This window comes from Mesorhizobium sp. YL-MeA3-2017, assembly GCF_030814575.1.
Classification (GTDB): Bacteria; Pseudomonadota; Alphaproteobacteria; order Rhizobiales; family Rhizobiaceae; genus Mesorhizobium; species Mesorhizobium terrae.
This window is the reverse complement of sequence record NZ_JAUSVH010000001.1, coordinates 2,366,296-2,389,119: the sequence shown is the minus strand read 5'-3', so window position 1 is coordinate 2,389,119 and position 22,824 is coordinate 2,366,296. Positions and strand designations below refer to the sequence as shown.

Below are 22,824 nucleotides of genomic sequence, written 5' to 3'. Positions count from 1 at the left end.
AGGCGGCGTTCTTAAGAAAACACGTGCGCCTTGCCGACGACGCTGATGCGCACGATGTCGCCCACGGACGGCGCGTCGAGGCCGGGTTTCCTCAAGATGAGCGGGGTGTTGCCGATGGCGGCCGCCTCGGGCGGATCGGGGCTGTTCAAAAGCTTGACCGCGACGGTGCAGGCCGAGCCGCCGAATTCCGATTCGGTGACTTCTCCAAACAGCACGCCGGGCTTCGACGCGGCGTCGAGATCGGCGCGGGAGGCCGGTGCCAGCATCACCTGTTCGGGCCTCAGCATGATGCGGGCAAGGTCGTGTCGTTCCTTGCCGTCGACGGCGATGCGGCCGAGCCGCGTTTCGGCAAAACCACCGCCGATCTTGGCCGACAAAACGATTGTATCGCCGAGGAACTCGGCAACCATGCGGTCCTTCGGCTTGAGGTAAAGGTCGCGCGGTGTGCCAATCTGCGAGAAGCGCCCTTCGCGCATGACCGCGACCTGGTCGGCGAAGGACAGGGCCTCGGCCTGGTCGTGGGTGACCAGGATGGTGGTGATGCCGGCGCTTTCCAGCATTTCGGCCACCGCCTTGCGCATGGAGGCGCGCAGGCCGGTGTCGAGTGCCGAGAACGGTTCGTCGAGCAGCATCAGGCGCGGTTTCATCGCCATGGCGCGTGCCAGTGCCACGCGCTGCTGCTGGCCACCGGACAGCTGGTGAGGCCGGCGCTTGAGCACGCCCTTGTCCAGCCCGACGATGTAGGCGAGCTCGGCGATGCGTTCGTCGCGCTTCGCTTCGTGCTTGTCCATGCCGAAGCCGATATTGCCGGCGATCGACAGATGCGGGAATAACGCGCCGTCCTGTGCCACCAGGCCGATACCACGCAGATGCGCCGGCACTGCCGTCCCGCCATTGGCGAGGGTCTGGCCAGCCAGCGCGATACGGCCGGCATCGGGCGTCTCGAAGCCGGCGATCAGGCGCAACAGCGTGGTCTTGCCGCAGCCGGAGGGGCCGACGATCGCGGTTCGGCTGCCGGCGGCAACGGTCAAGTCGATGCCGGCGACGGCCGCGACCGGGCCGTAGGATTTGGCCAGCGAGGTGATTTCCAGAAAGCTCATTGGCCGGCCATTCGCTTCGACTGCATATAGAGCAGCCAGGTCAGGGGCAGCGACAACGCCACCATGATCGCCGCATAGGGTGCGGCGGCGGCATAGTCGATCTCGCCGCTGTAACTCCAGAACGCCATTGCCAGCGTGCGGGTGCCGTTGGGCGCCAGCATCTGGGTTGCGGTAAGTTCGTTCATGATGCCGAGCGCGACGAGTGCCATGCCCGCGGCTGCACCCGGCGCCGACAGGCGGATCGTCGTCGCCCACAGCGCCCTCAGCGGCGAACGGCCGAGACTGCCGGCGGCGCGCTCCAGTTCCACGGGCGCCTGGGCGATTGAGGCACGCAACGACACCAGCGCGCGCGGCAGGAACATCAGCACATAGGCGAACAGGATGGTGGCCAGCGTCTGGTAGAGCGGCTGCACGACACGCACGGCAATCGTAACCAGCGCCAGCGCCACCACAACGCCGGGCAGGGCGCCAACCACGTAGTTGCAGCCTTCCAGCACGCGCTGCAGGCGGCCGGGTGCGCGGATCGACAGCCAGGCCATCGGCGTGGCTGCAATCGTCGCCAGCACACCGCCGGCAACAGCAAGAAGCAGGGTCTGGCCGAGCGCCAGCCCGATCTCGTCGATACGCCAGACCTCGACGCCTCCGGCGAGGAGCCAGCTGCCAATGGTGAGGAACGGCACGCCCAGCGTCAGCGCCGTGACGGCAACCGGCAACAGCAAGCAGGGCAGGGTGGCGCGGCCGAGCACGGTGCGTGGCTTCAGGCGCGCAGCACCCGAACCGACGCGGGCATAACGCTCCTCGCCGCGCACCAGCACTTCAAGCGTCAGCAGCACTAGGCAGCAGGCGACCAGAACGCCCGCCAGCATGTTGGCGGCAGGGCCGTTGAAGGTCGATTGGAACTGGTCGACGATCGCCGTGGTGAACGTGTCGAAACGGACGAAGACGTAAAGCCCGTATTCGGCGAGCAGATGCAGGCCGACCAGCAGCGCGCCGCCGCACAGCGCCAGCCGCAGCTGTGGCAGCACCACGCGGAAGAATACGCGCCAGGGGCTCAGCCCCAGCGAGGCGGCCGCGTCCTCCAGAGCTGGATCGAGGCGGCGGAAGGCGGCCGACACCGGCAGATAAAGGAACGGGAAATAGGCGATCACCGACACCAGCACGCCGGCAAACAGGCCGTTGAGACCGGGCCATAGCGTGACCCAGGCATAAGAATGCACGAAGGCGGGCACGGCGAGCGGCGCCACCGCGAGCCAGGACCAGAGCCGGGCGCCGGGCAGATCGCTGCGCTCGGTCAGCCAGGCGAGCGCCACCGACAGCACCGCGCAGATCGGTACCGTCAGCAGGACCAGGAGCACGGTGTTGACCAGAAGTTCGCCGACGCGTGGCCGGAAGACCAACTGTACGACGGTTTCCCAGCCGGTCTGGACGGCGATGAAGACGACGAAGCCGAGCGGCAGGAGCGCGAGGGCCGAAACGGCGACGGCGGCCAGCGAGATCAGCGGGAAGGCGCGGCGCGGCGTCCGCCGGCCGGTCGAACGGACCGACACACCGGTCCGTGCGAGTTCGCCCGAGGCCACCATCAAGTCACCCGCATAGCCGCGCCTGCCTGTGGCGAGCAGCCTTTGAAGGGTGGATTGCGGCGGGTTCGGGCATCAAGAACAGTATCTCGGAAACGAAATGCTCCCGCGGGGACCGCGGGAGCGTTGTCGGCGAAGTCCTTTTAGGACGAATGCCGGCTAAAGCAAGCCAGCCGCCGTCATCAGGTCGGTCACCTTCTTGGAGTTCAGCTTCTGCGGGTCGATCTTGGGCGCCTGCAGGTCGGCAAGCGGAACCAGCTTGGTGTTCGACTGCGCGTCCTTGCCGACCGCGTATTCGAAGGACGTGCCGGTCTTCAGGATCTCCTGGCCGCCCTTGCCGGCCAGCCATTTGACGAAAGCCTGGGCTTCCTTCTGATGCTTGGACGAAGCCAGCACGCCGGCACCCGAGATTGAGACGAACGCGCCCGGATCCTGGTTCTTGAAATAGTGCATGCCGATGTTCTTGCTGTTCTCGCCGGTCTTATTCTGATCGCCGAAATAGTAATAGTGATAGATCACGCCGCCTTCGACCTGACCGGCGTTGACCGCCTTCATCACGGTGCTGTTGCCTTTGAACGGCTTGAAGTTCTCCTTCATGGCCTTCAGCCAGGTGGCGGTGGCTTCCTCGCCCTTTAATTCGAGCAAGGCGGAGACGATGGCCTGGAAATCGGCGCCGGACGGCGAAGCGCCCCAACGGCCCTTCCACTTGGCATCGGCGAGGTCGAGCAGCGACTTCGGCAGCTGGTCTTCCTTCAGCTTGTCCTTGTTGTAGACGAATACGGTGCTGCGGGCGGCGATGCCGACCCACTTGCTGTCGGACGGGCGGTACTGGTCAGGCACCAGCGCCAGCGTGTCGGCCTCGATCGGCGCGAACAGGCCGGCGGCGTCAACCAGTGCCATGGCCGGCGAATTCTCGGTCAGGAAGACGTCGGCGGACGAGGCCTTGCCTTCGGCGACGATCTGGTTGGAGAACTCGCTGTCGCCGCCATTGCGTAGCGTCACCTTGATACCGGTTTCCTTGGTGAAGGCTTCGGCCCATTCCTTGCCGAGGCTTTCGTGCTGGGCATTGTAGACGACGATGCCTTCCGCGTCGGCGGCCGTAACCGGCAAAGCGGTGAAACCGGCCGTCAGCGCAGCCGCGCCAGCCAGCATCGAAAGAATGGACTTCATCATGTTCTCCTCGGTTGAACGAACCAATCGCGGCAGCAGCTATCGATACATGATCGTCTGAGTCAAGAATTTGTCGCGCGGGACACCTGCGTCATGACGACCATTGTCGTGAAAGGCCTGTTCGAGCGCACGCCGCTTCATCATCCTGACGCCTGCTGCCAAAATTTCGGCATCCAGTCGACCCGAGGTGGCGTTGTGACACCTGCCGAACGCCAGCACGCGACCACCGTTCGCAGCCGGCGATTCGCGGTTTCCAACTTCGCACGAGCGTTGCTCGTCGCGCCTCCAGAGCTGGGTTGTGCAAAGGTTCGCTGACTGGCCGTTCAGCAGGAAAGATAGGAATAATGCCGCGTTTCCAGCTGGTTATGATGTCATCGCTACAGGCATCGCTGGGTGATTTGCCGGTTCTTCAAGCGGCTGACGAAGCGATCGCAACTATCAGCAAGGCGGCGTCAAGCAGACAAAGCGGCAGGGGTTGCCGTGCTCGCTGGGGAGGCGGGAGCCGTGCAGCAATCCGCTGGGAAAGTCTTTTGCCTTCCCGGTACAAACATGCCGCAATCGCGCGAAAATCATTGGCCGTTGCGGTGCGGGTGGGCACCTGAAGGTAACCGCACCTATTTTTACCACTGTCTAATAAGCAACTTTCATGTAAAAACCGCGCGCCGCCGATCACGGTAATTTGAACAAGGCGATGCGCATCCCCATATCCAGCGCGCCGACCGGCGACGCGGCGGGGGTTCACGCTCATACCGGAAGACGATGATGCCGAAAATCAGGTTTCATAAGGTTGCTGCCATTGTGGTGCTCGTCGGCTTCGCCGCCTGGGTGGCCACGGGGCATTTCTCATCCGTTGGCAGCGCGTCGAACGCCGACCAGCCAAAGGCCGGGACCGATGCGAAAGCGAAGTCTGGCCCGACCGAGCAGAAAGTCTCGCTGCGCATCGTCAAGGTGGTGACGCCGCCGCGCAGCGAACATGCGCGCGCTATCCGCGTTTCCGGTATCACCGAAGCCGATAAGCGCGCGGTGCTCGCGACCCGTGTCGCCGGTATTATCGGCGAATTGCCGGTGAAGCAGGGCGACCGCGTCAAGATCGGCGATGTCGTGCTGAAGCTCCACGCCGAGGAGAAGGTTTCCGCCGTCGAGAACGCCCGGCAGTTGAAGGGGCAGCGCCAGGCGGAGCTGGATGCGGCCGAGCGGCTGGCCAAGACCGGCAATCTGGCCAAGCTCCAGCTGGACAGCGCCCGCTCGGCGCTGGCATTGGCGACATCGCTGCTCGACGCCGCTGAAATGGAACTGGCACGCAAGGAAGTGAAGGCGCCATTCGATGGCGTCATCGACCGTATTCCGGTCCAGCTCGGCAGCGCCGTGCCGCTTGGCGGCGAGGTGGCGACGATCCTCAGCCTCGATCCGGTGATCGCCCGCGGCGAAGTCAGCGAGCGCGACCTTGGCTATCTCAAGATCGGCGACAAGGCCAATGTGCGCCTGGTCAGCGGCCAGGTCGCGGAAGGGACCGTGCGCTACATCAGCCGCGATGCCTCAACCGCCACCCGTACCTTCCGTGTCGAGATCGCCATCCCGAATGGCGATGGCGCGATCCCTGCTGGCATGACGGCCGAGATCACGCTTGCGGCCAAGCCGACCGATGCGATCGTGCTGCCGCGCTCGGTGGTGACGCTGAGCAACAAGGGCGACCTCGGCATCCGCGCCGTCGGCAAGGACAACAAGGTCGCCTTCTTCCCGATCGATCTGGTCGACGACATGCCGAACGGCCTGGTGCTCGGCGGCATTCCTGCCGATGCGCGGGTCATTGTCGCTGGCCAGGAGCTGGTTGCCGAAGGCGATGTCGTGCAGCCAGTCGAAGCCGATCTGCAGGAAATCAAGAAGCTGGTCGGCGGCGATGCCGCCTCCGGTGCGCTCTAGTCGCTTTTATCCGGGCCGATCGGTCCTCATCCACTTACGGGATCTGACCCCATGGATATCGTCACGCTTGCCATCAAGAATGCGCGGCTGACCATTTCGGTGCTGGTGTTCCTGCTGCTCGCAGGCGCCATTGCCTATATGTCGGTGCCCAAGGAAGCCGAACCGGACGTTCCGATTCCGATGATGTATGTTTCCCTGGTCTATCAGGGCATCTCGCCGGAAGATTCCGAGCGGCTGCTGCTGAGACCCGTCGAGACCAAGCTCAAAAGCCTGAAGGGCCTGAAGGAAATGCGTTCGGCCGCATTCCAGGGCGGTGGCTATGTGCTGGTCGAGTTCGATCCCTCGACCGATCTGTCCCAGGCGCTGCAGGACACGCGCTCCAAGGTGCAGGATGCCAAAGCCGATCTGCCGCAGGCGGCGGAGGAGCCGACGGTCAACGAGGTCAATATTTCCGAATTCCCGGTGCTGGTCGTTACTCTCTCCGGCCATGTGCCCGAGCGTGTGCTGACCGCCGCCGCGCGCGAATTGCGCGACCGCATCGAGGAAGTTCCGGGCGTGCTGGAAGGCACGCTGCAAGGCGCGCGCAAGGACCTCGTCGAAGTCGTCGTCGATCCGGTCAAGCTTTCCTCATACGGGTTGCAGCTTGATCAACTGATGCAGGGCGTCGGCGCGTCCAACAGCCTGGTCGCGGCCGGCAATATCGAGGGCGCGGAAGGCAAATACGCGGTCAAGGTGCCATCGCTCATCGAGACACCGGAAGACGTCGCCAACCTGCCGGTGGTGGCGCGGCCGAACGCCGTGGTGCAGGCGAAGGATGTCGCGACCATCCGCTCCACTTTCAAGGACGCCGAAACCATCACCCGGCTGGACGGCAAGCCGGCCATCGCCATCGAAGTGAAGAAGCGCATCGGCGCCAACATCGTCGAGACGATCGAGGGCGCGAAGAAGGTCGCCGACGAGTTCGTCAAGGTCGCACCGCCGGGCATGGAAGTCACCTACACGCAGGACAAGTCCGTCTTCGTGAAGCAGCTTCTCAACGATCTGCAGAACCACGTGATGATCGCCGTCATCCTGGTCTTCATCGTCATCCTCTACGCGCTGTCGGGACGCGCCTCGCTGCTCATCGGTCTGGCCATCCCGTCATCGTTCCTGATCGGTATCCTGCTACTTGCCATGATGGGCTACACGATCAACATGATCGTGCTGTTCAGCCTGATCCTGGCCGTCGGCATGCTGGTGGACGATGCCATCATCGTCACCGAATTCGCCGAGCGGCGCATGACGGAAGGCATGCCGAAGGAAGAAGCCTTCGCGCTTGCCGCCAAGCGCATGGCCGGTCCGGTCATCGCGGCTACCATGACGCGTATCGCCGCCTTCTCGCCGCTCTTGTTCTGGCCGGGCATCATCGGCGACTTCATGAAATACCTGCCGATCACGCTGATCGTCACGCTGGCGGCCTCGATGCTTTATGCGCTGGTGTTCACGCCGACGCTCGGCGCCATATTCGCCAAGGCCGAATTGCACAGCGAGGAAGAGCGCAAGGACGGCGCCTATATGGCGCTGGTGCGCAAGGCCGTGCAGTACCCGAAGACGGTGCTGATGCTGACGGTCGTGCTCCTGGTCGGCGTGCAGGTCGCTTATTCCAAATACGGCGCCGGCGTCGAATTCTTCCCGAATGTCGAGCCGGACTACGGCCTTCTCTATGTGCATGCGCGCGGCAACCTCTCATTGGCCGAGATGGACGCGGCGACGCGCATTGCCGAAAACAAGCTGGTTGGCTGGCCGGGGATCAAATCGGTCTATACCCGTGTCGGCAAGACTCAAGGCGGCGGCGCCGACATTCCCGAAGACGTCGTCGGCGTCATCCAGTATGAGTTCGTCGACTGGCGCGAGCGCAAGTCGGCCAATCAGATCCTGCACGAATTGCGCGAAGTTATGGCCGGCATTCCTGGCGTCGACGTGGAAGTGCGCGTGCCGGAAGCCGGCCCGCCAACCGGCAAGGCTATTCAGGTGCGTATTTCGGCCGCCGATCCGGCTGGCATCGAGAAAGTGGCGCGCGACGTCGCCGCCCGCGTCGCCAAAGTGCCGCATGTCATCGACGTGTCGGATGGCCTGCCGCCGCCCGGCATCGACTGGGCGCTGGAGGTCGACCGCAGCAAGGCGGCGCAATACGGCGTCAATCCGACCTCGGTTGGCACCGTCGTGCAACTCGTTACCAACGGGCTGAAGCTCAGCGAATACCGCCCGGCCGGTGCCGACGATGCCGTCGACATCCGCCTGCGGCTGCCGGAAGATCGGCGCACGCTGTCGACGCTGGACGAACTGCGCGTGCAGACCAGCCAGGGTTCGGTGCCGATCTCGAATTTCGTCGTCCGCAAGCCGGAGCCGCGCGTCGGCACGCTGCACCGCATCGACAGCGCCCGCACCGTGGTGGTGCAGGCCAACGTTGCCGCCGGAGGGCAAGTGGCGGCCGTGCAGGCCGAGGTGACCAAGGCGATTGCCGACATGGGCCTGCCTTCGCACTTCCGCTGGAAGCTCGCCGGTTCTAACAAGGACAGCGCGGAAGCCAGTTCCTTCCTGTCGAAGGCGTTCGGCGCGGCGATCTTCCTGATCTTCCTGGTGCTGCTGGCGCAGTTCAACAAGTTCACCTCGGTGTTGCTGGTGCTCTCCTGCGTGATCATGGCGACGATCGGCGTGTTCCTCGGGCTTATGATGACCGGTCAGGCTTTCGGCATCGTCATGTCCGGCATCGGCGTGATCGCGCTGGCCGGGGTCGTGGTGAACAACAATATCGTGCTGATCGACACTTACGACCGACTGCGCGAAGAGGGCTGGGACAAGACCGAGGCGGTGCTGCAGACCTGCCGCGAACGCGCCCGCCCGGTGGTGCTGACGGCGGTGTCGGCGATCCTCGGCGTGCTGCCCATCGCCTTCGGCCTCGGTCTTGAAATCTTCCACCATGAGACGACGATCAACGCGCCGTCGACGCAGTGGTGGATTTCGCTGTCCTCGGCCATCGTCTTCGGCCTGTCTTTCGCTACGCTTCTGACGCTGGTGGTGACGCCGGCCATGCTGATGGTGTTCACCCGCGCCAAGCGCAAGCCCGGCCAGCGCGGCTGGCTCGGTCGCCTGTTCAGGCGCCGCGAGGCCGCGTCGAATGACGACGTGGCCGGTGCCGACGCGGTTGGCGCGCTGCGCAAAGCGGCCGAATAAACGGCAAGAAGTCAGACGAACAAAAGGCCGCCCGTTTTCCCGGGCGGCCTTTTTTGCTTGGCGCGTTGTTCGCGCCGGGCGGTCAGGCGGCTTCGGCGTGCGAGGCGACGCTGGCCACCGGGATGCCAAGGTCGGTCAGGGCTTCGGCAACGGAGCGGTCGAGCGGCGTGTGCGGGATCGATCCGATCAGCTTTTCCAGCCTGCCGGAGACCAGCCGATGCGGCTCGAAGCGCAGATAGGACATCGACACGAGTGCCTTCCACATCGGCACGAACGGCGCGCCAACCCTCAACACCCACCAGGGCATGGCGGCCATGCTGAGCTTGCGGCCGACTGCCTTTTCCATCGCCGCCTTCATGTCCATGTCGGTGACGGCATGGCCGGGGAAGTGAAGCGTCTCATAGGTGCCGAGCCGGTCGAGATTGTCGGCAAGCGCGACGAAGGTGGCGGCGAGGTCGGGCAAATAGGCCCATTCATGCACGATGTCGGTCGGGCCGGCGGCCGTGTAGACGCCCTTCTGAACTTTCGAGGCCATCACCATGTCGAACCATGAGCCGGTTCCGGTGCCGCCGAAGAAATCGCCGGCGCGCAACTGGATGGTACGCAGGCGGCCAGCTTCGGCCTCAGTGCGCAGCATGTCTTCCAGCTCAACGCGAATGCGTCCCTTCTCGGTCGTCGGCCGGATCGGCGCGTCCTCGGTGATGAATTCGGGGATAGGCGAGCCGTAATTGTAGACGTTGCCCGGGAACAGCAGCACCGCGCCATTGGCCTCGCAGGCGGCGACAACATTCCTGGCCATCGGCAGCACGCTGCTCCAGTCGGAATAGATTGGATTGAGGCCGTGGAAGACGATATCGACGCCCTGGGTGGCGCGAATCAGCGCGTTGCGGTCGAGTGCGTCCGCGGCGACGGCCTCGGCGCCGGCGAGGTCCGCCGGCAGCTTGCCGCTGCGGGTGATGGCGCGGACATCATATCCTGCCTCGACGAAAGCCTTGCCGACAGCGCGGCCGAGGCGTCCATTGGCACCGAGGATTGCGATCGTGGTCATTGAATGTCTCCGTGTTCGGGTTTCGATGGCCCTATTTTCTCTTTTCGCGGGCGAATGAAAATTGACGTAATTCGGCGTTCTGATATTCATTTTTGAATATGCAGGATATGGACTGGAACCTCATCAAGAGTTTCGTGGCGGTGGCCGAGACCGGCAGCCTGTCGGCCGCGGCGCGCAAGCTTGCCGCCAGCCAGCCGACGCTTGGCCGCCACATCACGGAACTGGAGCAGGCGCTCGGCGTCACGCTGTTCCGGCGCGGGCGGCGCGGCTATCAGCTCACCGAGGCCGGTATAGTGCTCTATGAGCGCGGTCAGGCGGTGGCCGAGCGGGCAACCGCCTTTTCATTGCTGGCACTGGGTTCGGTCGAGGCGATCGAAGGCACGGTGCGTATCGCGGCCAGCGAGGTCGTCGCGGCTCATGTGCTGCCGGAAATCACCGCCAGGCTCGGCCTGGAGGAACCCGGCATCGAGATCGAGGTTGTCGCATCCAACCAGGTTGAGAATCTTTTGCGGCGGGATGCCGACATCGCCATCCGCATGGTGCGGCCAGCGCAGAACGAACTGGTCGCGCGCAAGGTGACCGACATCCCGCTGTGCGCTTGCGCGGCAACGTCCTACCTGGCGCGACGAGGCAGGCCACAGACGACAGCCGACATCGTCGATCACGATATCGTCGGCTTCGACCGCGACGACAGCATCATCCGCGGTTTCGCCGCCTTCGGCGTCACCCTGGAGCGCAGTGCCTTCCGCTTCCGCTGCGACAACCAGATCGTCTATTGGAAGGCGGTGCGTGCCGGCAACGGCATCGGCTTCACCCAGCGGCCGCTGGCCAACAGGGAGCCGTTTGTCGAGACCTTGCTGCCGGAGCTCGCCCTGCCGCCGCTGCCGGTGTGGCTGGCCATGCACCGCGACGTGCGCGGTTCGCTGCGCATCCGTCGCGTCGCCGACTTCCTCCATGAGGCATTGAAGGCCTATTCCGCCGGCTGAGCCGCGAAATCGGCGGCATGCGCCAGGTTCGACATCAGGAAGACGATGGCGAGGAAGCCGGACAAGACCATGAACACGGCGGTGAAGCCGACATGTTCGGCGGCGAAGCCGATCAGGGACGGCGCCAGGAGGATGCCGGAGTAACCCATGGTTGTGACCACGCTCATGCCGGTTCCCGACGCCATGCCAGGCTGATTGCCGCCGGCCGAGAAGGCGATCGGCACCATGTTGGCGATGCCGAGCCCGGCGACGGCGAAGGCGGCGATGACCAGCCAGGGCCAGGGCGACAAAGCCGCCACGAACATGCCGGAGGAGGCGATCAGCGAAGACACGCGCAGCGTCGTCACTGCGCCGAAGCGGTTGCGCACGCCGTCGCCGGCAAAGCGCATCAGGGCCATGGCGCCGGAGAACAGCGCGTAAGCAAGGCCGGCGGTGGCGAGATCGGCACCGAGTTCCTGTTTCAGATAAAGGGCTGCCCAATCGAGCACGGCGCCTTCCGGGATCATGGTGATCAGCGCCATCAGGCCGATGAGATAGATGGCGGGTGTCTTCGGCAGCGAGAATTTATGGTGTTCCTGCGCCATCGGTCGCGGATCGGTGACCAGATAACGCGCGGCGATGGCGAGCAGCAGAATGGCGACGACGGTGACGATGATCGCGTGGGTCAAGTGGCCGTAGTGCTGGATGGCGAAGCCGCCGATACTGCCGCCGGCAAAGCCGCCCAGGCTCCAGAAGCCGTGCGACGAGGACATGACCGCGCGCGATAGCCGCCGCTCGACCGAGACCGCGTTGGCGTTCATGGCAACGTCCATGCCGCCGATCAGGCCGCCGAACAGGAACATGGCTATCGCCGCCGTCGGCACGTTGGTGGCCAATGCCACGATCAGCAGCCCGAACACGCAGACACTGGCAAAACCGCGCAGAACCGCGCGCGAGCCGTATCTCGACATCAGGTAGCCGGACAGAGGCATGAAGGTGAGCGCGCCGAGGCCAAACAGCAGGATAAGCAGGCCGAGCGTCACCTTGCTGATGTCGAGTCTGGTCAGGAAGACCGGAATCTGCGGTGCCCAACTGCCGGTGAGAAAGCCGTTGATGGAGAACATCGCAGCCACCGCCCAGCGGCCGCGGACGGCGTCTTGCATGGAAATGGCTGCGGGCATGGCTCGGTCCGACTGAAATTGAAACGATTCAATCGCTAGATCGTTTCGTTTTTTTCGTCAAGTCCCGCGATGAAATTGGGCTTGGTCCAGGAATAGAAACGGGGCGGGGCCGCGAAGCTGATATTCGCGTCCGCGGGTGCCCCCGTCGTCGGCGTCAATGATCCTTCGGGCGATTGGTCGCGAAGGCGGCTTTCTGGGCGTCGGAAGCTTCGGTCTGGTGCTGGGCTTGCCATTCGGCGTAGGGCATGCCGTAGACGATCTCGCGCGACTGGTCCTTGGAAAGAGGAACGCCTTTGGCCTCGGCGGCCTCGCGGTACCAGTTGGACAGGCAGTTGCGGCAGAAGCCGGCAAGGTTCATCAGGTCGATATTCTGGACGTCTGTGCGCTCGCGCAGATGTTCGAGCAGTCGGCGGAAGGCTGCCGCTTCGAAGTCGCGTTTCTGTTCGTCGCTGAGGTCGTTCATCGTGGTGTCCTCGTCTTGGCGCGTCACAGCGGCCCGGTGCGCGAGCCGAACATCCTCACCGCCTGTATATCGGGTTGGCGGTTGACCACTTCAACGATCGGGGCCAGCCGCTCCGCCCAGGCGAGTGCGCCTTTCTGGTCGGCGATCAGGTCCTGGCGGATTTCGATGAGCGCATGGGCGAAGCCGTTGACGATAGCGTGCCGGAACATGGTGTCACCGCGCAGGGCGCCGTCATAGGGTTCGTTATCGCCGACCACGAGATCCTTGTCGGCCGCCAGCGCCTCGATGATCGGGCGCGGCGCGCGGTCGTCCAGGTCCCACAGGATGCCGGCATGCCAAGGACGCGTTCGGCCCTGCATAACGGGCGTGAAGGAATGGATGGAGAGGATGAACGGCGCCCGACCCGACGCCTCGGCCACCGAGGCGATCATAGCGGCGACGGCGTCGTGATAGGGGCGGTAGAAGCGCTCCAGCCGTCGCGCGCGCTCCTCGGCCGACATCGGATAGTTGCCGGGCACCACGGTGCCGTCATAAAGCTGGCGGATCAGCGTCGGGTCGTCCTCGCCACGGTTGGGATCGATCAGGAGCCGCGAGAAATTGGCGAGTATCGCCGGCGCGTTGACGAGAGCAGCCAGTTCGCGCGTCACCGCCTCGACGCCGATATCATAGGCGATGTGGCGTTCGAACTCCGCGGCTGGCAACCCAAGCGCGCCATATTCTTCCGGTAGATCGCGCCGCGCGTGGTCGGCCACCAGCACGATGCCGCGGCTACGGTCACCTTCTATCAGGTCGAACGGCGCAAAAACTGTGGATCGGGTCATGGCAGAGAGAAATCAAACGGTGGCGTTGCGGAGGAGGATGGTAGCGTGATCCCACGAAGCGGAAGTCCGCGCAATGCCGTTGTTTGGTCAAGGTTTTTGCGAAAAACTTTCCACGTCCGGCATGGCATGGGCCGGCTTGCCAATTAAATCGATTGGATTCACAGTGGGGGGCGCGTTGACATGCGCCCGGACATCTTCGAAAAGGGCGCCTGATCATGCAAGTTTCAATCAACCAGGGGGCACGAATGGCATCCGCCGGCCGGCAGCGTACGCGAAAGGGCCTCGCCCTCTTGCTGCCGCTGCTCGTGCTTCTCGCGGCGCCGCTGGTGATGGCATCCGAGGCCAGGGCCGATTTCAGGGTGTGCAACGCCACCCAGAACCTCGTCGGCGTCGGCATCGGCTATCGCGCCAAATCGGGCTGGATCACCGAAGGCTGGTGGCACATCGAAGGCTCGACCTGCAAGACGCTGATCGAGGGGCCGCTGTCATCGAGGTTTTATTATCTCTATGCAGAAGATGCCGAGCGCGGCGGCCGTTGGGATGGTCCGATCTCGATGTGCGTGGCCGAGAAGGAATTCAAGATCGCCGGCGTAACCGATTGCGTCGCCCGGGGCTTCCAACGCGCCGGATTCCAGGAATACGACACGGGCGAGCAGGCCAGCTGGATGGTCCAGTTGACCGAGCAGCCCACCACGGAGGGCGCGCCCGCCACTCCGGCAAGCAACGGTCAAAACAGTCAATGAGACGCAGCCGCAAGGTCAAGATCCTAGCCACCATCGGTCCGGCCTCCTCCGATGAGGCCATGCTGAAAAAGCTCTTCGAGGCAGGTGCGGATGTGTTCCGCATCAATATGAGCCATTCCGATCATGACCTGATGCGCACGCTCGTTGCTCGCGTCCGCTCGGTCGAGGCCGCAGTCGGTCGCCCGATCGGTATCCTGGCCGATCTACAGGGGCCGAAGTTGCGCGTCGGCAAATTCGCCAATGGCAAGGAAGAATTGACCGTCGGCCAGACCTTCACGCTGGACGACAATCCGGAGCTTGGCGACGCGACCCGGGTCCACCTGCCGCATCCCGAGATCCTGCGCTCCGTCGAGGTCGGCCACCGGCTGTTGATCGATGACGGCAAGGTCGAGCTGAAGGCGGTCAAGACCGACGGCCGTTCCATCGTCACCACGGTGGTGGTCGGCACCAAGATTTCCGACAAGAAGGGCGTGTCGTTGCCCGATACGGACTTGCCGGTCGGCGCGCTGACCGAGAAGGACCGCAGGGATCTCGACGCGGTGCTCGCCGCCGGCGTCGATTGGGTGGCGCTGTCCTTCATCCAGCGGCCGGAAGACCTGGCGGAAGCCCGCAAGATCGCGCGCGGCCGGGCGTTGCTGCTCTCCAAGATCGAGAAGCCGCAGGCCGTGGCGCGACTGGCAGAGATCATCGAATTGTCCGATGCGCTGATGGTGGCGCGCGGCGATCTCGGCGTCGAGATGCCGCTCGAAGCGGTGCCCGGCATCCAGAAGCAGATCACACGCGCGGCGCGGCGTGCCGGCAAGCCGGTCGTGGTGGCCACCCAGATGCTGGAATCGATGATTTCCGCGCCGGTGCCGACCCGCGCCGAGGTGTCCGACGTGGCGACCGCCGTGTTCGAAGGCGCGGACGCCATCATGCTTTCGGCCGAATCCGCCGCCGGTGCCTATCCGGTCGAAGCGGTGGCAACGATGAACCGCATCGCCGAACGCGTCGAGCGCGATCCGACCTATGCCGGCATCATCAATGCCCAGCGCTCGGAACCGGAAGCGACCGGTGCCGACGCCATTTCGCTGGCGGCGCGCGAGATCGCCGAAACGTTGAAACTGTCGGCGATCGTCACCTACACCGCATCCGGCACCACCGGCCTGCGCGCGGCGCGCGAGCGGCCGCAGGTGCCGATCATCGCGTTGTCGCCGATCCTGGCCACGGCGCGGCGGTTGTCGCTTTTGTGGGGCACGCATTGCGTGGTCTCGGAAGACGCCACCGATCTCGACGACATGGTCGAACGCGCCTGCCGCATCGCTTCGGAACAGGGTTTCGGCAAGGCGGGCGACCGCATCATCGTCACCGCCGGCGTGCCGCTGCGGACACCGGGTTCCACGAACATGCTGCGGATCGCCTATCTGGGTGCCGACGGGCAGAAGTGAGCGCTTGGTGAGCGGGCAATAATAAAGGGGCAGATTCTGCCCCGGCCCGCTTCGTCCTTACTATTCGCTAGTTCCTAGCGCCTCTCCCTCATATCGCTTCTCCAGCTAGGTCCTCGGACAGTTTCGACACCTGGTCCTGAGCGTTACGCAACATCGGATAGACGTCGAGCACCTTCTGCCAGGCGTCCAGCGCGGACTGCTTGCGGCCGGTCTCGGTCATGATCTGCGCCATGCCCGACAAGGCGCCGAAATGGCGCGGTTCGAGTTCCAGCGTCTTCTCGATGTCGGCCATCGACTTGGCGTAGTTCTTCATCAGGAAATGCGCTGTGGCGCGGCGGTTCCAACCCTCGGCATATTTGGGATCGAGTGTCACCACCTGGTCGAGAAAATCGAGGGCTACGTCGAATTTCTGATCCTCGATCGCCTTCTGCGACCATTGCATCATCAGGTCGATCGAGGCGCTGCCGGAGCGGTTCCATTCGGCCCAGATGCGGCCGGCGATGCGCTCGGCCGCCTTCGGATTGCGCTCATGCTTGAGATCGGAGAACAGCCGGTCGAGCCGCTGTTCGCGCGTCTGCGGCGCAGCGGTCTCCGTGGTGCTGTCGGCGGCAATGGCCGGCAGAACAGGAATCGAAAGAGAAAGCGCCGTGCAAACGGCGAAAAAAATCCGCATTCCCGGACTCTATCTCCGGGATGCCGGACGTCAAACTGAATCTGGTTTCGACATCAATGCGGCGCGCCTTGTTACAGGCGCGCTGGCAGGATCAGCCCTGACGCGCCTTGTAGCGCGGGGCAGTCTTGTTGATGATGTAGATGCGGCCCTTGCGACGAACCAGCTGGTTGTCCCGGTGACGCGCCTTGAGCGCCTTGAGCGAATTCTTGATCTTCATGGTCTTGCCCGTCGGTCTTAGCCCGGTTCCGGGCCTAATTTTTAAGGCGCGCCCGAAGACGCGCCCTGTCGGATCGGCTCAATACCGGGGTGCCCGGCTTATGTCAACCTTCGGCGCGTGCGTAAGCGACGATCAGTTGGCAAATGGACGGATGCGGGTGAAATGCCCCATCTTGCGACCGGGCCGCGCTTCTTCCTTGCCATAGAGGTGCAGCATGAGGCCGGGCTCGGCGAGCAAAGCCGGCACCTCGGCAACGTCGTCTCCGATCAGGTTTTGCATCACGCAATCGGAATGGCGCCCGGCATCGCCCAGCGGCTGGCCGGCAACGGCGCGGATATGCTGCTCGAACTGCGAAACCGTGCAGGCGGCCTCCGTCCAATGGCCGGAATTGTGCACGCGCGGCGCGATCTCGTTGGCCAGCAGTCCTCCGTCGGGCAGGACGAAGAACTCAATGCCGATCACGCCGACATAATCGAGCGCGCTGACGATGGCCATGGAGGCCTGCTTGGCCGCGTCGGCCGTGGCGACGGAGACGGAAGCAGGGACCGTCGAAGTGTGCAGAATGCCGTTACGGTGCACGTTTCGCGCCGGATCGAACACGACCAGAGAGCCGTCGAGACCGCGCGCGGCGATCATGGAAATCTCGAACTCGAAGGAAACCAGCGATTCCAGGATGAGCGGCACCCCACCCATGACCGCATAGAGGCCCTCGACCGGTTCGCCGCCGCGCAAAACGCGCTGGCCCTTGCCGTCATAGCCGAGGCGGCGGGTCTTCAGCACGCCGCTGCCGCCGAAGTCGGCCAGGGCCGCGGCAAGATCGGCATCGCTGTCGACAGCGTGGAAGGCGGCCGTGGCAACGCCGATGCCGTTCAGGAATTCCTTCTCGACGACGCGGTCCTGCGCCACCTGCAGCGCGCGCGCCGGCGGCCGCACCGGCCGGGTGGCGGCCAGCGCCTCGGCGGCGGTGACCGGCACATTCTCGAATTCATAGGTGATAACCGCGCAGGAGGCCGCAAGTTCGGCCAGCGCGGCGGCATCGTCATAGGCGGCGACGATCTGGCGATTGGCGACCTGGGCGGCCGGGCAATCCGGCTGCGGCTCGAGGATGATGGTGCGGTAGCCAAGCCGGGCCGCGGCCATCGCCAGCATGCGGCCGAGCTGGCCGCCGCCGATGATGCCGATGGCGGCGCCTACGGGAAGCGCTGCGCTCACGGCTGGTCCACCGGCACGACAGCGACCCTGGCGGTTTGGCCAGCACGCCAGCCGTCGAGCCGTTCGGCCAGGGCGGTGTCGTTGAGGGCAAGCACGGCTGCCGCGAGCAGCGCCGCGTTGGCGGCACCGGCCTTGCCGATGGCCAGGGTGCCGACCGGGATGCCCGCCGGCATCTGGACGATGGACAAAAGCGAGTCCTGGCCGGACAGCGCCTTCGATTCCACCGGCACGCCGAACACCGGCAGCGGGGTCATGGCGGCCGTCATGCCGGGCAGGTGGGCAGCACCGCCGGCGCCGGCGATGATCACCTTGAATCCGGCGGCCTTGGCGCCCTTAGCGAAATCATAGAGCCGGTCCGGAGTGCGATGGGCCGAAACGATCAGCGCCTTGTGCGGGATCTCCAGCACCTCCAATATCTCGGCGGCGTGACGCATGGTCGCCCAGTCGGACTGGCTGCCCATGATGATGGCGACTTCGGCTTTGTGCTGGGCCAAATTGCTCTCCCCGGCGGCAAAGTGGCGAGGTAGCCGAATTTGCCTTGCGGAGCAAGGATCGCGGTCGTTCTTCGGCGCGCTTCGTGCCTTATCCGCGGCGGAAAACTAACCGCGAACGTAGCAGGGATATTCGCTGCGCTGCCTGGAGGCGCGTTCCGGATCGATTTCGATGACCTGAAGCGGGTCTGACGGGTTAGTTACGGCCAGAAGGGCGCCATCCGGGGCGAAAGCAAAACCGGTGCCGCCAAAGACAGTGCCGTTCCGAGAACGGCCCACCCGGTTGGAGCTCACCACATAGCCTCCCGACACGATCGCAGCCATCTTACCTGCGGTGAGCCAGTTTTCCGTCGCCGTGCCCGCCGCGCGCGGGATGGCGATGAGGGAGGCGCCCTGACGTCCGTAGCTGCGCGCATGTTCGTTGAACATCGCGTCGGTGCACAACATCACACCAACGGTCAGGCCACCAACCGCGCTGGCTGTAAAGCCGTCGCTGCCGGGAACATACCAGCTGGCCTCGTACCAGCCGGGCTCTTCGGGAAAATAGTGCTTTCGATGAACTGGCCGGACAACGCTGTTCTCGATCGCCACGGCTTCGTTGACGAGCAAGCCTTCCGCTCGTACAGGTCTTGACGAAAGTATGGCCGGGATACCCAACCCGGCGAGGGCTTCGAGCCCCTTTTCGTGTGCGTCGATGCTTTGTTGGGAATGCTCGGCATCAAAAGCCGGTTGCTCGGCAATCCAGTGTCCGAATGGAAGTTCGTTGGTGATCAGGATATCCGGCCGTGCAGCGATGAGCCGGTCGGCGATGCCATCCCATTCCGCGCTATTTGCCTCAAGTGCCTCCGGCCATTCCACAAAAGCAACACGCATCTTGTTCTCACAATGGCGGATCGAGTGTTGACTGGCGGGGTCTGTCGTCGCGCAGACCGGATTCCGAAAAAAACGCCCGCTCAGGCGATGATGTCGGGGATGATGCGGTCTTCCAATGCGCTCAGCCGGTCCTTCAGCGCCAGTTTCTTCTTCTTCATGCGCTGGACCTGCAGCGGATCGCAGCCTGTGGCGATCATCGCGTTGATCGCCGCGTCGAAATCGGCGTGTTCCTGCTTCAAGCGTGCAAACTCGAGACGAATCTCGGCCTGTTCCTGTTCCGACATGTCCACCGTTCTGCTGGCTCCGGCGCCCATGCGCGCCTGATGGGCGGGGTCCACCGACATTCCGTCGACGGCGGGCTCGCATTATCACATTTCAGCGCTCGGTGGAATGCTACCACGTGGTATTCGACAAGGCGAAACAATGGTGGCACACTGTCATTTGGCCGTCACGCAGGCGCCCGCGGTGGACGCTGTTGCGACGGTCGCTGGCAAGAATATGAAAGGGAGATCCATTCATGTCTCTGGCGTCCCATCTTGAAGAGCTTCACCGGAAACACAGCGATATCGAACGCGAAATCGACGATGCGCTGCTGCATCCATCGGTGGATGATCTTGAGATCGTTTGCCTCAAGCGACGCAAGCTGGCCATTAAGGACGAAATCGAAAAACTGAAGGCCCAACCGACAACACACTGAAGCGGTTTCCTATCGCGGCGCTGCGGCGCTGACCTGCTCCCCCGGCGGCATTCGCCGCCGGCCAGAGCGGTGTAACATCAGGCATCCGGCGGCTCCAAGTCGATCGGACGGTGGGATTCAAGCCTAAACTTTCCCGTATTCGCCGTTTCGCCGTTGCCAGCCCTGCAACCGTGGCCGTCTGCTTTGTCGCCGGATGGGCGGCGAAATTGTCGCTGTTCGGCGATTTGACCGGCTGGGGCTGGTGCTTGCCATTGACAAGGCCGCCCGGCTCCTCCACCTCATGCCCGGACCCATTTCAGATGAGGCGACCGGCATGACCGGGTATTTTTCCTCCCCATTTCCGCGCCGGCAGTCGGTGGGTGTCGATGTCGGCGGCGTGATCGTCGGCGGCAGCGCCCCGGTCGTCGTGCAGTCGATGACCAACACCGATACGGCCGATATCGACCAGACGGTGGCGCAAGTGGCCGCGTTGCACCGCGCCGGTTCGGAAATCGTGCGCATCACCGTCGATCGCGACGAAAGCGCCGCCGCCGTGCCGAAGATCCGCGAACGGCTGGAGCGGCTTGGCGTTCATGTGCCGCTGGTTGGCGACTTCCACTATATCGGCCACAAGCTGCTGACCGATCATCCGGCCTGCGCCGAGGCGCTGGCGAAATACCGCATCAATCCCGGCAATGTCGGTTTCAAGGACAAGAAGGACAAGCAGTTCGCCGAGATCGTCGAGATGGCGATCCGCCATGAGAAGCCAGTGCGCATCGGCGTCAACTGGGGTTCGCTCGACCAGGAACTGCTGACGCGGCTGATGGACGAGAACCAGAAAAAGGGCTCGCCGCTGACGGCCAACCAGGTGATGCGCGAGGCCATCGTGCAGTCGGCGATCCTGTCGGCTGAACTCGCCGAAGAGATCGGGCTCGGCCGCGACAAGATCATCCTGTCGGCCAAGGTCAGCGGCGTGCAGGATCTTGTCGCTGTCTACACCATGCTGGCGACCCGCTCCGACCACGCGCTGCATCTGGGGCTCACCGAAGCGGGTATGGGCTCCAAGGGCATCGTCGCGTCGTCGGCCGCCATGGGCATTCTCTTGCAGCAGGGCATCGGCGACACGATCCGCATTTCGCTGACGCCTGAGCCTGGCGGCGATCGCACCCGCGAGGTGCAGGTGGCGCAGGAATTGCTGCAGACCATGGGTTTCCGCCAGTTCGTGCCGATCGTGGCGGCTTGCCCGGGTTGCGGGCGCACCACCTCGACCGTCTTCCAGGAACTGGCCCAGTCGATCCAAGAGGATCTGCGAAAGAACATGCCGGTCTGGCGCGAGAAATATCCCGGCGTCGAAGAGTTGAAGGTCGCGGTGATGGGCTGCATCGTCAATGGACCGGGCGAATCCAAACATGCCGATATCGGCATCTCGCTGCCGGGCACGGGCGAAACGCCGTCGGCACCGGTTTTCATCGACGGGCGCAAGGCGGCAACCTTGCGTGGACCGAACATCGCCGCCGACTTCGAGAAGATGGTCGCCGACTACATCGAACAACGTTTCGGCGGGCACGGCCAGGCGGCGGCCGAATAGCGCCGATGTGGCGCCTTGCCGGGGCAGCATTTTCCGTCTCCCTAGCGCTGCTGGTCGCCCCGGTGGCAAGAGCCGATCCGCCATACACGCATTCGGCGCAGAAGCGCCTGATCGGGCGGGTCTGCGACCTGATCGAGGCGCATGCCGGTGAGCAGGGACTGCCCAAGGACTTCTTCGCGCGGCTGATCTGGAAGGAAAGCCGCTTCGATCCGAATGCGGTGAGCCCGGTCGGCGCCGAAGGGATAGCTCAGTTCACGCCGGGCACGGCCAAGATGCGCGGGCTCGCCAACTCCTTCGACATCGAGCAGGCGATTCCGGCTTCCGCGAAATATCTGGCGGAGCTGAAGTCCGGTTTCGGCAATCTGGGGCTTGCCGCGGCTGCCTATAATGCCGGCGAGAACCGGGTGTCGCGCTGGCTGGGGTCCGGCGGATTCCTGCCGATCGAGACGGAAGAGTATGTGCTCGATGTAATGGGAGAGCCGGTCGACAAGTTTTCCGACAAGGCCTATGCCGGCGTTGTGCTTCCGCTTGATGCCAAGCGCGATTTCGCCGTCGCCTGCCGCCGGTTGCCGGTAAGCAAGGCAGCGACGGTGCCGATGGCGGCAATCCATGTGAAGCCGTGGGGCGTGCAGGTGGCCGGCAATTTCCGTCGACAGGCGGCTGTGCGCCAGTGGCAGCGGGTGCAGGCGCGCTTTCCCGTTCTGCTCGCCAATGTCGAGCCGGTCGTGAGTCGGGTGCGCACGCCGATGGGGCGCCGGGGCGTATATGCGGTGCGTATCGGCGCCGACGATCGCCATGCCGCCAACACGATCTGCGACAAGCTGCACAGCGTCGGCGGTTCGTGCATCGTGCTGAGGAACAGGTGAGTCTTTCAGACTGATCCGTAACGGGCCAGCGGGGATGAGGTATCGGAGATGATCGCGCGGATCATTCTGCTCAATGGTGCCGGCAGTGCAGGCAAGAGTTCGATCGCCAAGGCGCTGCAGACACTCACCGAGGCACCGTTCCTGCATGTCCAGATGGACACCTTCCTCGACATGATGCCGGAGCCGTTGCAGACGCACCCGGATGGCATTTCTTACGAGGAGGGCGAGACCGACGATCAATCTTCCGTGGCGGTGAAGGTCGGCCCTGTCGGCGCCCGGCTTCTGCGTGGCATGCGGCATGCGATTGCGGCAATGGCGGGCCAAGGAAACAACCTCATCGTCGACGACGTGCTATGCGACAGCGAGATACTCGACTATCAGGAGCTGTTGTCGGCCTTCGACCTGCATGTGGTTGGCGTTTCTGCGCCGCTCCACGTGCTTGAGCAGCGCGAGGCGGCGCGTGGTGACCGCCTCATCGGATTGGCGCGATGGCAGTTCGATCGGGTCCACCGTGGTATCGACTACGATTTGGTGGTCGATAGCAACGTCCTGTCACCATTCGAGTGCGCGCGGCGCATCAAGGACAAATTCGGATTGTGA

General features: G+C 64.1%; 23 protein-coding genes. 10 read left to right on the top strand and 13 right to left on the bottom strand.

Annotation, left to right across the window (positions count from 1 at the left end; translation table 11 throughout):
• Window positions 1-11 precede the first annotated feature (11 nt).
• The 3 genes from QFZ88_RS11225 to QFZ88_RS11215 all read right to left on the bottom strand — a co-directional run bounded on the left by QFZ88_RS11225 (window position 12) and on the right by QFZ88_RS11215 (window position 3,847).
• Entirely contained in the window at window positions 12-1,100 is a 1,089-nt protein-coding gene (locus tag QFZ88_RS11225; RefSeq protein WP_024922795.1) for an ABC transporter ATP-binding protein, read from the bottom strand.
• Window positions 1,097-2,680, bottom strand: coding sequence for an ABC transporter permease (locus QFZ88_RS11220; protein ID WP_024922794.1), 1,584 nt, complete (start codon window positions 2,678-2,680; stop codon window positions 1,097-1,099). The genes QFZ88_RS11225 and QFZ88_RS11220 overlap by 4 nt, the downstream gene beginning before the upstream one ends.
• 156 nt (window positions 2,681-2,836) lie before the next feature.
• Complete coding sequence (locus QFZ88_RS11215) at window positions 2,837-3,847, bottom strand: iron ABC transporter substrate-binding protein (protein WP_024922793.1); 1,011 nt, start codon at window positions 3,845-3,847, stop codon at window positions 2,837-2,839.
• A gap of 93 nt (window positions 3,848-3,940) precedes the next feature.
• On the opposite strand from QFZ88_RS11215, the gene QFZ88_RS11210 reads away from it, so the two are divergent.
• The 3 genes from QFZ88_RS11210 (at window position 3,941) to QFZ88_RS11200 (ending at window position 8,980) form a co-directional block, all read left to right on the top strand.
• A complete protein-coding gene (locus tag QFZ88_RS11210) occupies window positions 3,941-4,162 on the top strand; it encodes a hypothetical protein (RefSeq protein WP_036257104.1) in 222 nt (73 codons plus the stop codon).
• Between the two features lie 447 nt (window positions 4,163-4,609).
• Complete coding sequence (locus QFZ88_RS11205) at window positions 4,610-5,767, top strand: efflux RND transporter periplasmic adaptor subunit (protein ID WP_024922792.1); 1,158 nt, start codon at window positions 4,610-4,612, stop codon at window positions 5,765-5,767.
• 51 nt (window positions 5,768-5,818) lie between these two features.
• Entirely contained in the window at window positions 5,819-8,980 is a 3,162-nt protein-coding gene (locus QFZ88_RS11200) for an efflux RND transporter permease subunit (protein ID WP_024922791.1), read from the top strand.
• Between the two features lie 82 nt (window positions 8,981-9,062).
• On the opposite strand, the gene QFZ88_RS11195 is transcribed toward QFZ88_RS11200, so the two are convergent.
• Window positions 9,063-10,028: an NAD-dependent epimerase/dehydratase family protein gene (locus QFZ88_RS11195; protein WP_024922790.1), complete on the bottom strand. Its 966-nt coding sequence runs from the start codon at window positions 10,026-10,028 to the stop codon at window positions 9,063-9,065.
• 98 nt (window positions 10,029-10,126) lie between these two features.
• Between QFZ88_RS11195 and QFZ88_RS11190 the strand changes: the two genes are divergently transcribed.
• On the top strand, window positions 10,127-11,014 hold the full coding sequence (locus QFZ88_RS11190; protein ID WP_024922789.1) for a LysR family transcriptional regulator: 888 nt from the start codon (window positions 10,127-10,129) through the stop codon (window positions 11,012-11,014).
• On the opposite strand, the gene QFZ88_RS11185 is transcribed toward QFZ88_RS11190, so the two are convergent.
• From QFZ88_RS11185 to QFZ88_RS11175, 3 genes are all read right to left on the bottom strand, one after another.
• Complete coding sequence (locus QFZ88_RS11185) at window positions 10,999-12,174, bottom strand: MFS transporter (protein WP_024922788.1); 1,176 nt, start codon at window positions 12,172-12,174, stop codon at window positions 10,999-11,001. The genes QFZ88_RS11190 and QFZ88_RS11185 overlap by 16 nt on opposite strands.
• A 154-nt stretch (window positions 12,175-12,328) precedes the next feature.
• Complete coding sequence (locus QFZ88_RS11180) at window positions 12,329-12,637, bottom strand: DUF1244 domain-containing protein (protein WP_024922787.1); 309 nt, start codon at window positions 12,635-12,637, stop codon at window positions 12,329-12,331.
• Window positions 12,638-12,660: 23 nt separating this feature from the next.
• Window positions 12,661-13,458, bottom strand: coding sequence for an N-formylglutamate amidohydrolase (locus tag QFZ88_RS11175; RefSeq protein ID WP_024922786.1), 798 nt, complete (start codon window positions 13,456-13,458; stop codon window positions 12,661-12,663).
• 245 nt (window positions 13,459-13,703) lie between these two features.
• Here QFZ88_RS11175 and QFZ88_RS11170 point away from each other — a divergent pair, with 245 nt between their 5' ends.
• On the top strand, window positions 13,704-14,201 hold the full coding sequence (locus tag QFZ88_RS11170; protein WP_024922785.1) for a DUF1036 domain-containing protein: 498 nt from the start codon (window positions 13,704-13,706) through the stop codon (window positions 14,199-14,201).
• The gene (gene pyk / locus QFZ88_RS11165; protein ID WP_024922784.1) at window positions 14,198-15,628 is read left to right on the top strand and encodes a pyruvate kinase; all 1,431 of its coding nucleotides are present in this window, start codon (window positions 14,198-14,200) and stop codon (window positions 15,626-15,628) included. Before QFZ88_RS11170 ends, pyk begins: the two co-directional genes overlap by 4 nt.
• A gap of 88 nt (window positions 15,629-15,716) precedes the next feature.
• Here the strand turns inward: pyk and QFZ88_RS11160 are convergent, their stop codons facing one another.
• The 6 genes from QFZ88_RS11160 to QFZ88_RS11135 form a co-directional block, all read right to left on the bottom strand.
• Window positions 15,717-16,301, bottom strand: a complete 585-nt coding sequence (locus QFZ88_RS11160; protein ID WP_024922783.1) for a tetratricopeptide repeat protein — start codon at window positions 16,299-16,301, stop codon at window positions 15,717-15,719.
• A gap of 91 nt (window positions 16,302-16,392) precedes the next feature.
• The gene (gene ykgO / locus QFZ88_RS11155) at window positions 16,393-16,518 is read right to left on the bottom strand and encodes a type B 50S ribosomal protein L36 (RefSeq protein WP_006203764.1); all 126 of its coding nucleotides are present in this window, start codon (window positions 16,516-16,518) and stop codon (window positions 16,393-16,395) included.
• 132 nt (window positions 16,519-16,650) lie between these two features.
• Window positions 16,651-17,730 carry a 5-(carboxyamino)imidazole ribonucleotide synthase gene (locus QFZ88_RS11150; protein WP_024922782.1) on the bottom strand — a complete coding sequence of 360 codons (1,080 nt, stop codon included), beginning with the start codon at window positions 17,728-17,730 and terminating at the stop codon, window positions 16,651-16,653.
• Window positions 17,727-18,224, bottom strand: a complete 498-nt coding sequence (gene purE, locus QFZ88_RS11145) for a 5-(carboxyamino)imidazole ribonucleotide mutase (RefSeq protein WP_024922781.1) — start codon at window positions 18,222-18,224, stop codon at window positions 17,727-17,729. The genes QFZ88_RS11150 and purE overlap by 4 nt, the downstream gene beginning before the upstream one ends.
• 105 nt (window positions 18,225-18,329) lie before the next feature.
• Window positions 18,330-19,094, bottom strand: a complete 765-nt coding sequence (locus tag QFZ88_RS11140) for a carbon-nitrogen hydrolase family protein (protein WP_024922780.1) — start codon at window positions 19,092-19,094, stop codon at window positions 18,330-18,332.
• Between the two features lie 80 nt (window positions 19,095-19,174).
• Window positions 19,175-19,378 (bottom strand): YdcH family protein, encoded by a 204-nt coding sequence (locus QFZ88_RS11135; protein ID WP_024922779.1) that lies wholly within the window; start codon window positions 19,376-19,378, stop codon window positions 19,175-19,177.
• Window positions 19,379-19,611: 233 nt separating this feature from the next.
• Between QFZ88_RS11135 and QFZ88_RS11130 the strand changes: the two genes are divergently transcribed.
• From QFZ88_RS11130 to QFZ88_RS11115, 4 genes are all read left to right on the top strand, one after another.
• Complete coding sequence (locus QFZ88_RS11130) at window positions 19,612-19,791, top strand: YdcH family protein (protein ID WP_024922778.1); 180 nt, start codon at window positions 19,612-19,614, stop codon at window positions 19,789-19,791.
• A gap of 313 nt (window positions 19,792-20,104) precedes the next feature.
• Window positions 20,105-21,358, top strand: coding sequence for a flavodoxin-dependent (E)-4-hydroxy-3-methylbut-2-enyl-diphosphate synthase (gene ispG / locus QFZ88_RS11125; RefSeq protein ID WP_024922777.1), 1,254 nt, complete (start codon window positions 20,105-20,107; stop codon window positions 21,356-21,358).
• Between the two features lie 5 nt (window positions 21,359-21,363).
• Complete coding sequence (locus QFZ88_RS11120; protein WP_024922776.1) at window positions 21,364-22,224, top strand: lytic transglycosylase domain-containing protein; 861 nt, start codon at window positions 21,364-21,366, stop codon at window positions 22,222-22,224.
• Window positions 22,225-22,272: 48 nt separating this feature from the next.
• The gene (locus tag QFZ88_RS11115) at window positions 22,273-22,824 is read left to right on the top strand and encodes a chloramphenicol phosphotransferase CPT family protein (protein ID WP_024922775.1); all 552 of its coding nucleotides are present in this window, start codon (window positions 22,273-22,275) and stop codon (window positions 22,822-22,824) included.

Bases quoted from the DNA above. Each gene is read 5' to 3' on its own strand.
- QFZ88_RS11140 (WP_024922780.1), bottom strand. From the start codon at position 19,094: ATGCGTGTTGCTTTTGTGGAATGGCCGGAGGCACTTGAGGCAAATAGC.
- ispG (WP_024922777.1), top strand. From the start codon at position 20,105: ATGACCGGGTATTTTTCCTCCCCATTTCCGCGCCGGCAGTCGGTGGGT.
- QFZ88_RS11160 (WP_024922783.1), bottom strand. From the start codon at position 16,301: ATGCGGATTTTTTTCGCCGTTTGCACGGCGCTTTCTCTTTCGATTCCT.
- QFZ88_RS11115 (WP_024922775.1), top strand. From the start codon at position 22,273: ATGATCGCGCGGATCATTCTGCTCAATGGTGCCGGCAGTGCAGGCAAG.
- QFZ88_RS11215 (WP_024922793.1), bottom strand. From the start codon at position 3,847: ATGAAGTCCATTCTTTCGATGCTGGCTGGCGCGGCTGCGCTGACGGCC.
- QFZ88_RS11175 (WP_024922786.1), bottom strand. From the start codon at position 13,458: ATGACCCGATCCACAGTTTTTGCGCCGTTCGACCTGATAGAAGGTGAC.
- QFZ88_RS11130 (WP_024922778.1), top strand. From the start codon at position 19,612: ATGTCTCTGGCGTCCCATCTTGAAGAGCTTCACCGGAAACACAGCGAT.
- QFZ88_RS11120 (WP_024922776.1), top strand. From the start codon at position 21,364: ATGTGGCGCCTTGCCGGGGCAGCATTTTCCGTCTCCCTAGCGCTGCTG.
- QFZ88_RS11190 (WP_024922789.1), top strand. From the start codon at position 10,127: ATGCAGGATATGGACTGGAACCTCATCAAGAGTTTCGTGGCGGTGGCC.
- QFZ88_RS11135 (WP_024922779.1), bottom strand. From the start codon at position 19,378: ATGTCGGAACAGGAACAGGCCGAGATTCGTCTCGAGTTTGCACGCTTG.
- QFZ88_RS11200 (WP_024922791.1), top strand. From the start codon at position 5,819: ATGGATATCGTCACGCTTGCCATCAAGAATGCGCGGCTGACCATTTCG.
- QFZ88_RS11210 (WP_036257104.1), top strand. From the start codon at position 3,941: ATGACGACCATTGTCGTGAAAGGCCTGTTCGAGCGCACGCCGCTTCAT.
- QFZ88_RS11180 (WP_024922787.1), bottom strand. From the start codon at position 12,637: ATGAACGACCTCAGCGACGAACAGAAACGCGACTTCGAAGCGGCAGCC.
- QFZ88_RS11205 (WP_024922792.1), top strand. From the start codon at position 4,610: ATGCCGAAAATCAGGTTTCATAAGGTTGCTGCCATTGTGGTGCTCGTC.
- QFZ88_RS11225 (WP_024922795.1), bottom strand. From the start codon at position 1,100: ATGAGCTTTCTGGAAATCACCTCGCTGGCCAAATCCTACGGCCCGGTC.
- ykgO (WP_006203764.1), bottom strand. From the start codon at position 16,518: ATGAAGATCAAGAATTCGCTCAAGGCGCTCAAGGCGCGTCACCGGGAC.
- pyk (WP_024922784.1), top strand. From the start codon at position 14,198: ATGAGACGCAGCCGCAAGGTCAAGATCCTAGCCACCATCGGTCCGGCC.
- QFZ88_RS11170 (WP_024922785.1), top strand. From the start codon at position 13,704: ATGGCATCCGCCGGCCGGCAGCGTACGCGAAAGGGCCTCGCCCTCTTG.
- QFZ88_RS11195 (WP_024922790.1), bottom strand. From the start codon at position 10,028: ATGACCACGATCGCAATCCTCGGTGCCAATGGACGCCTCGGCCGCGCT.
- QFZ88_RS11185 (WP_024922788.1), bottom strand. From the start codon at position 12,174: ATGCCCGCAGCCATTTCCATGCAAGACGCCGTCCGCGGCCGCTGGGCG.
- QFZ88_RS11220 (WP_024922794.1), bottom strand. From the start codon at position 2,680: ATGGTGGCCTCGGGCGAACTCGCACGGACCGGTGTGTCGGTCCGTTCG.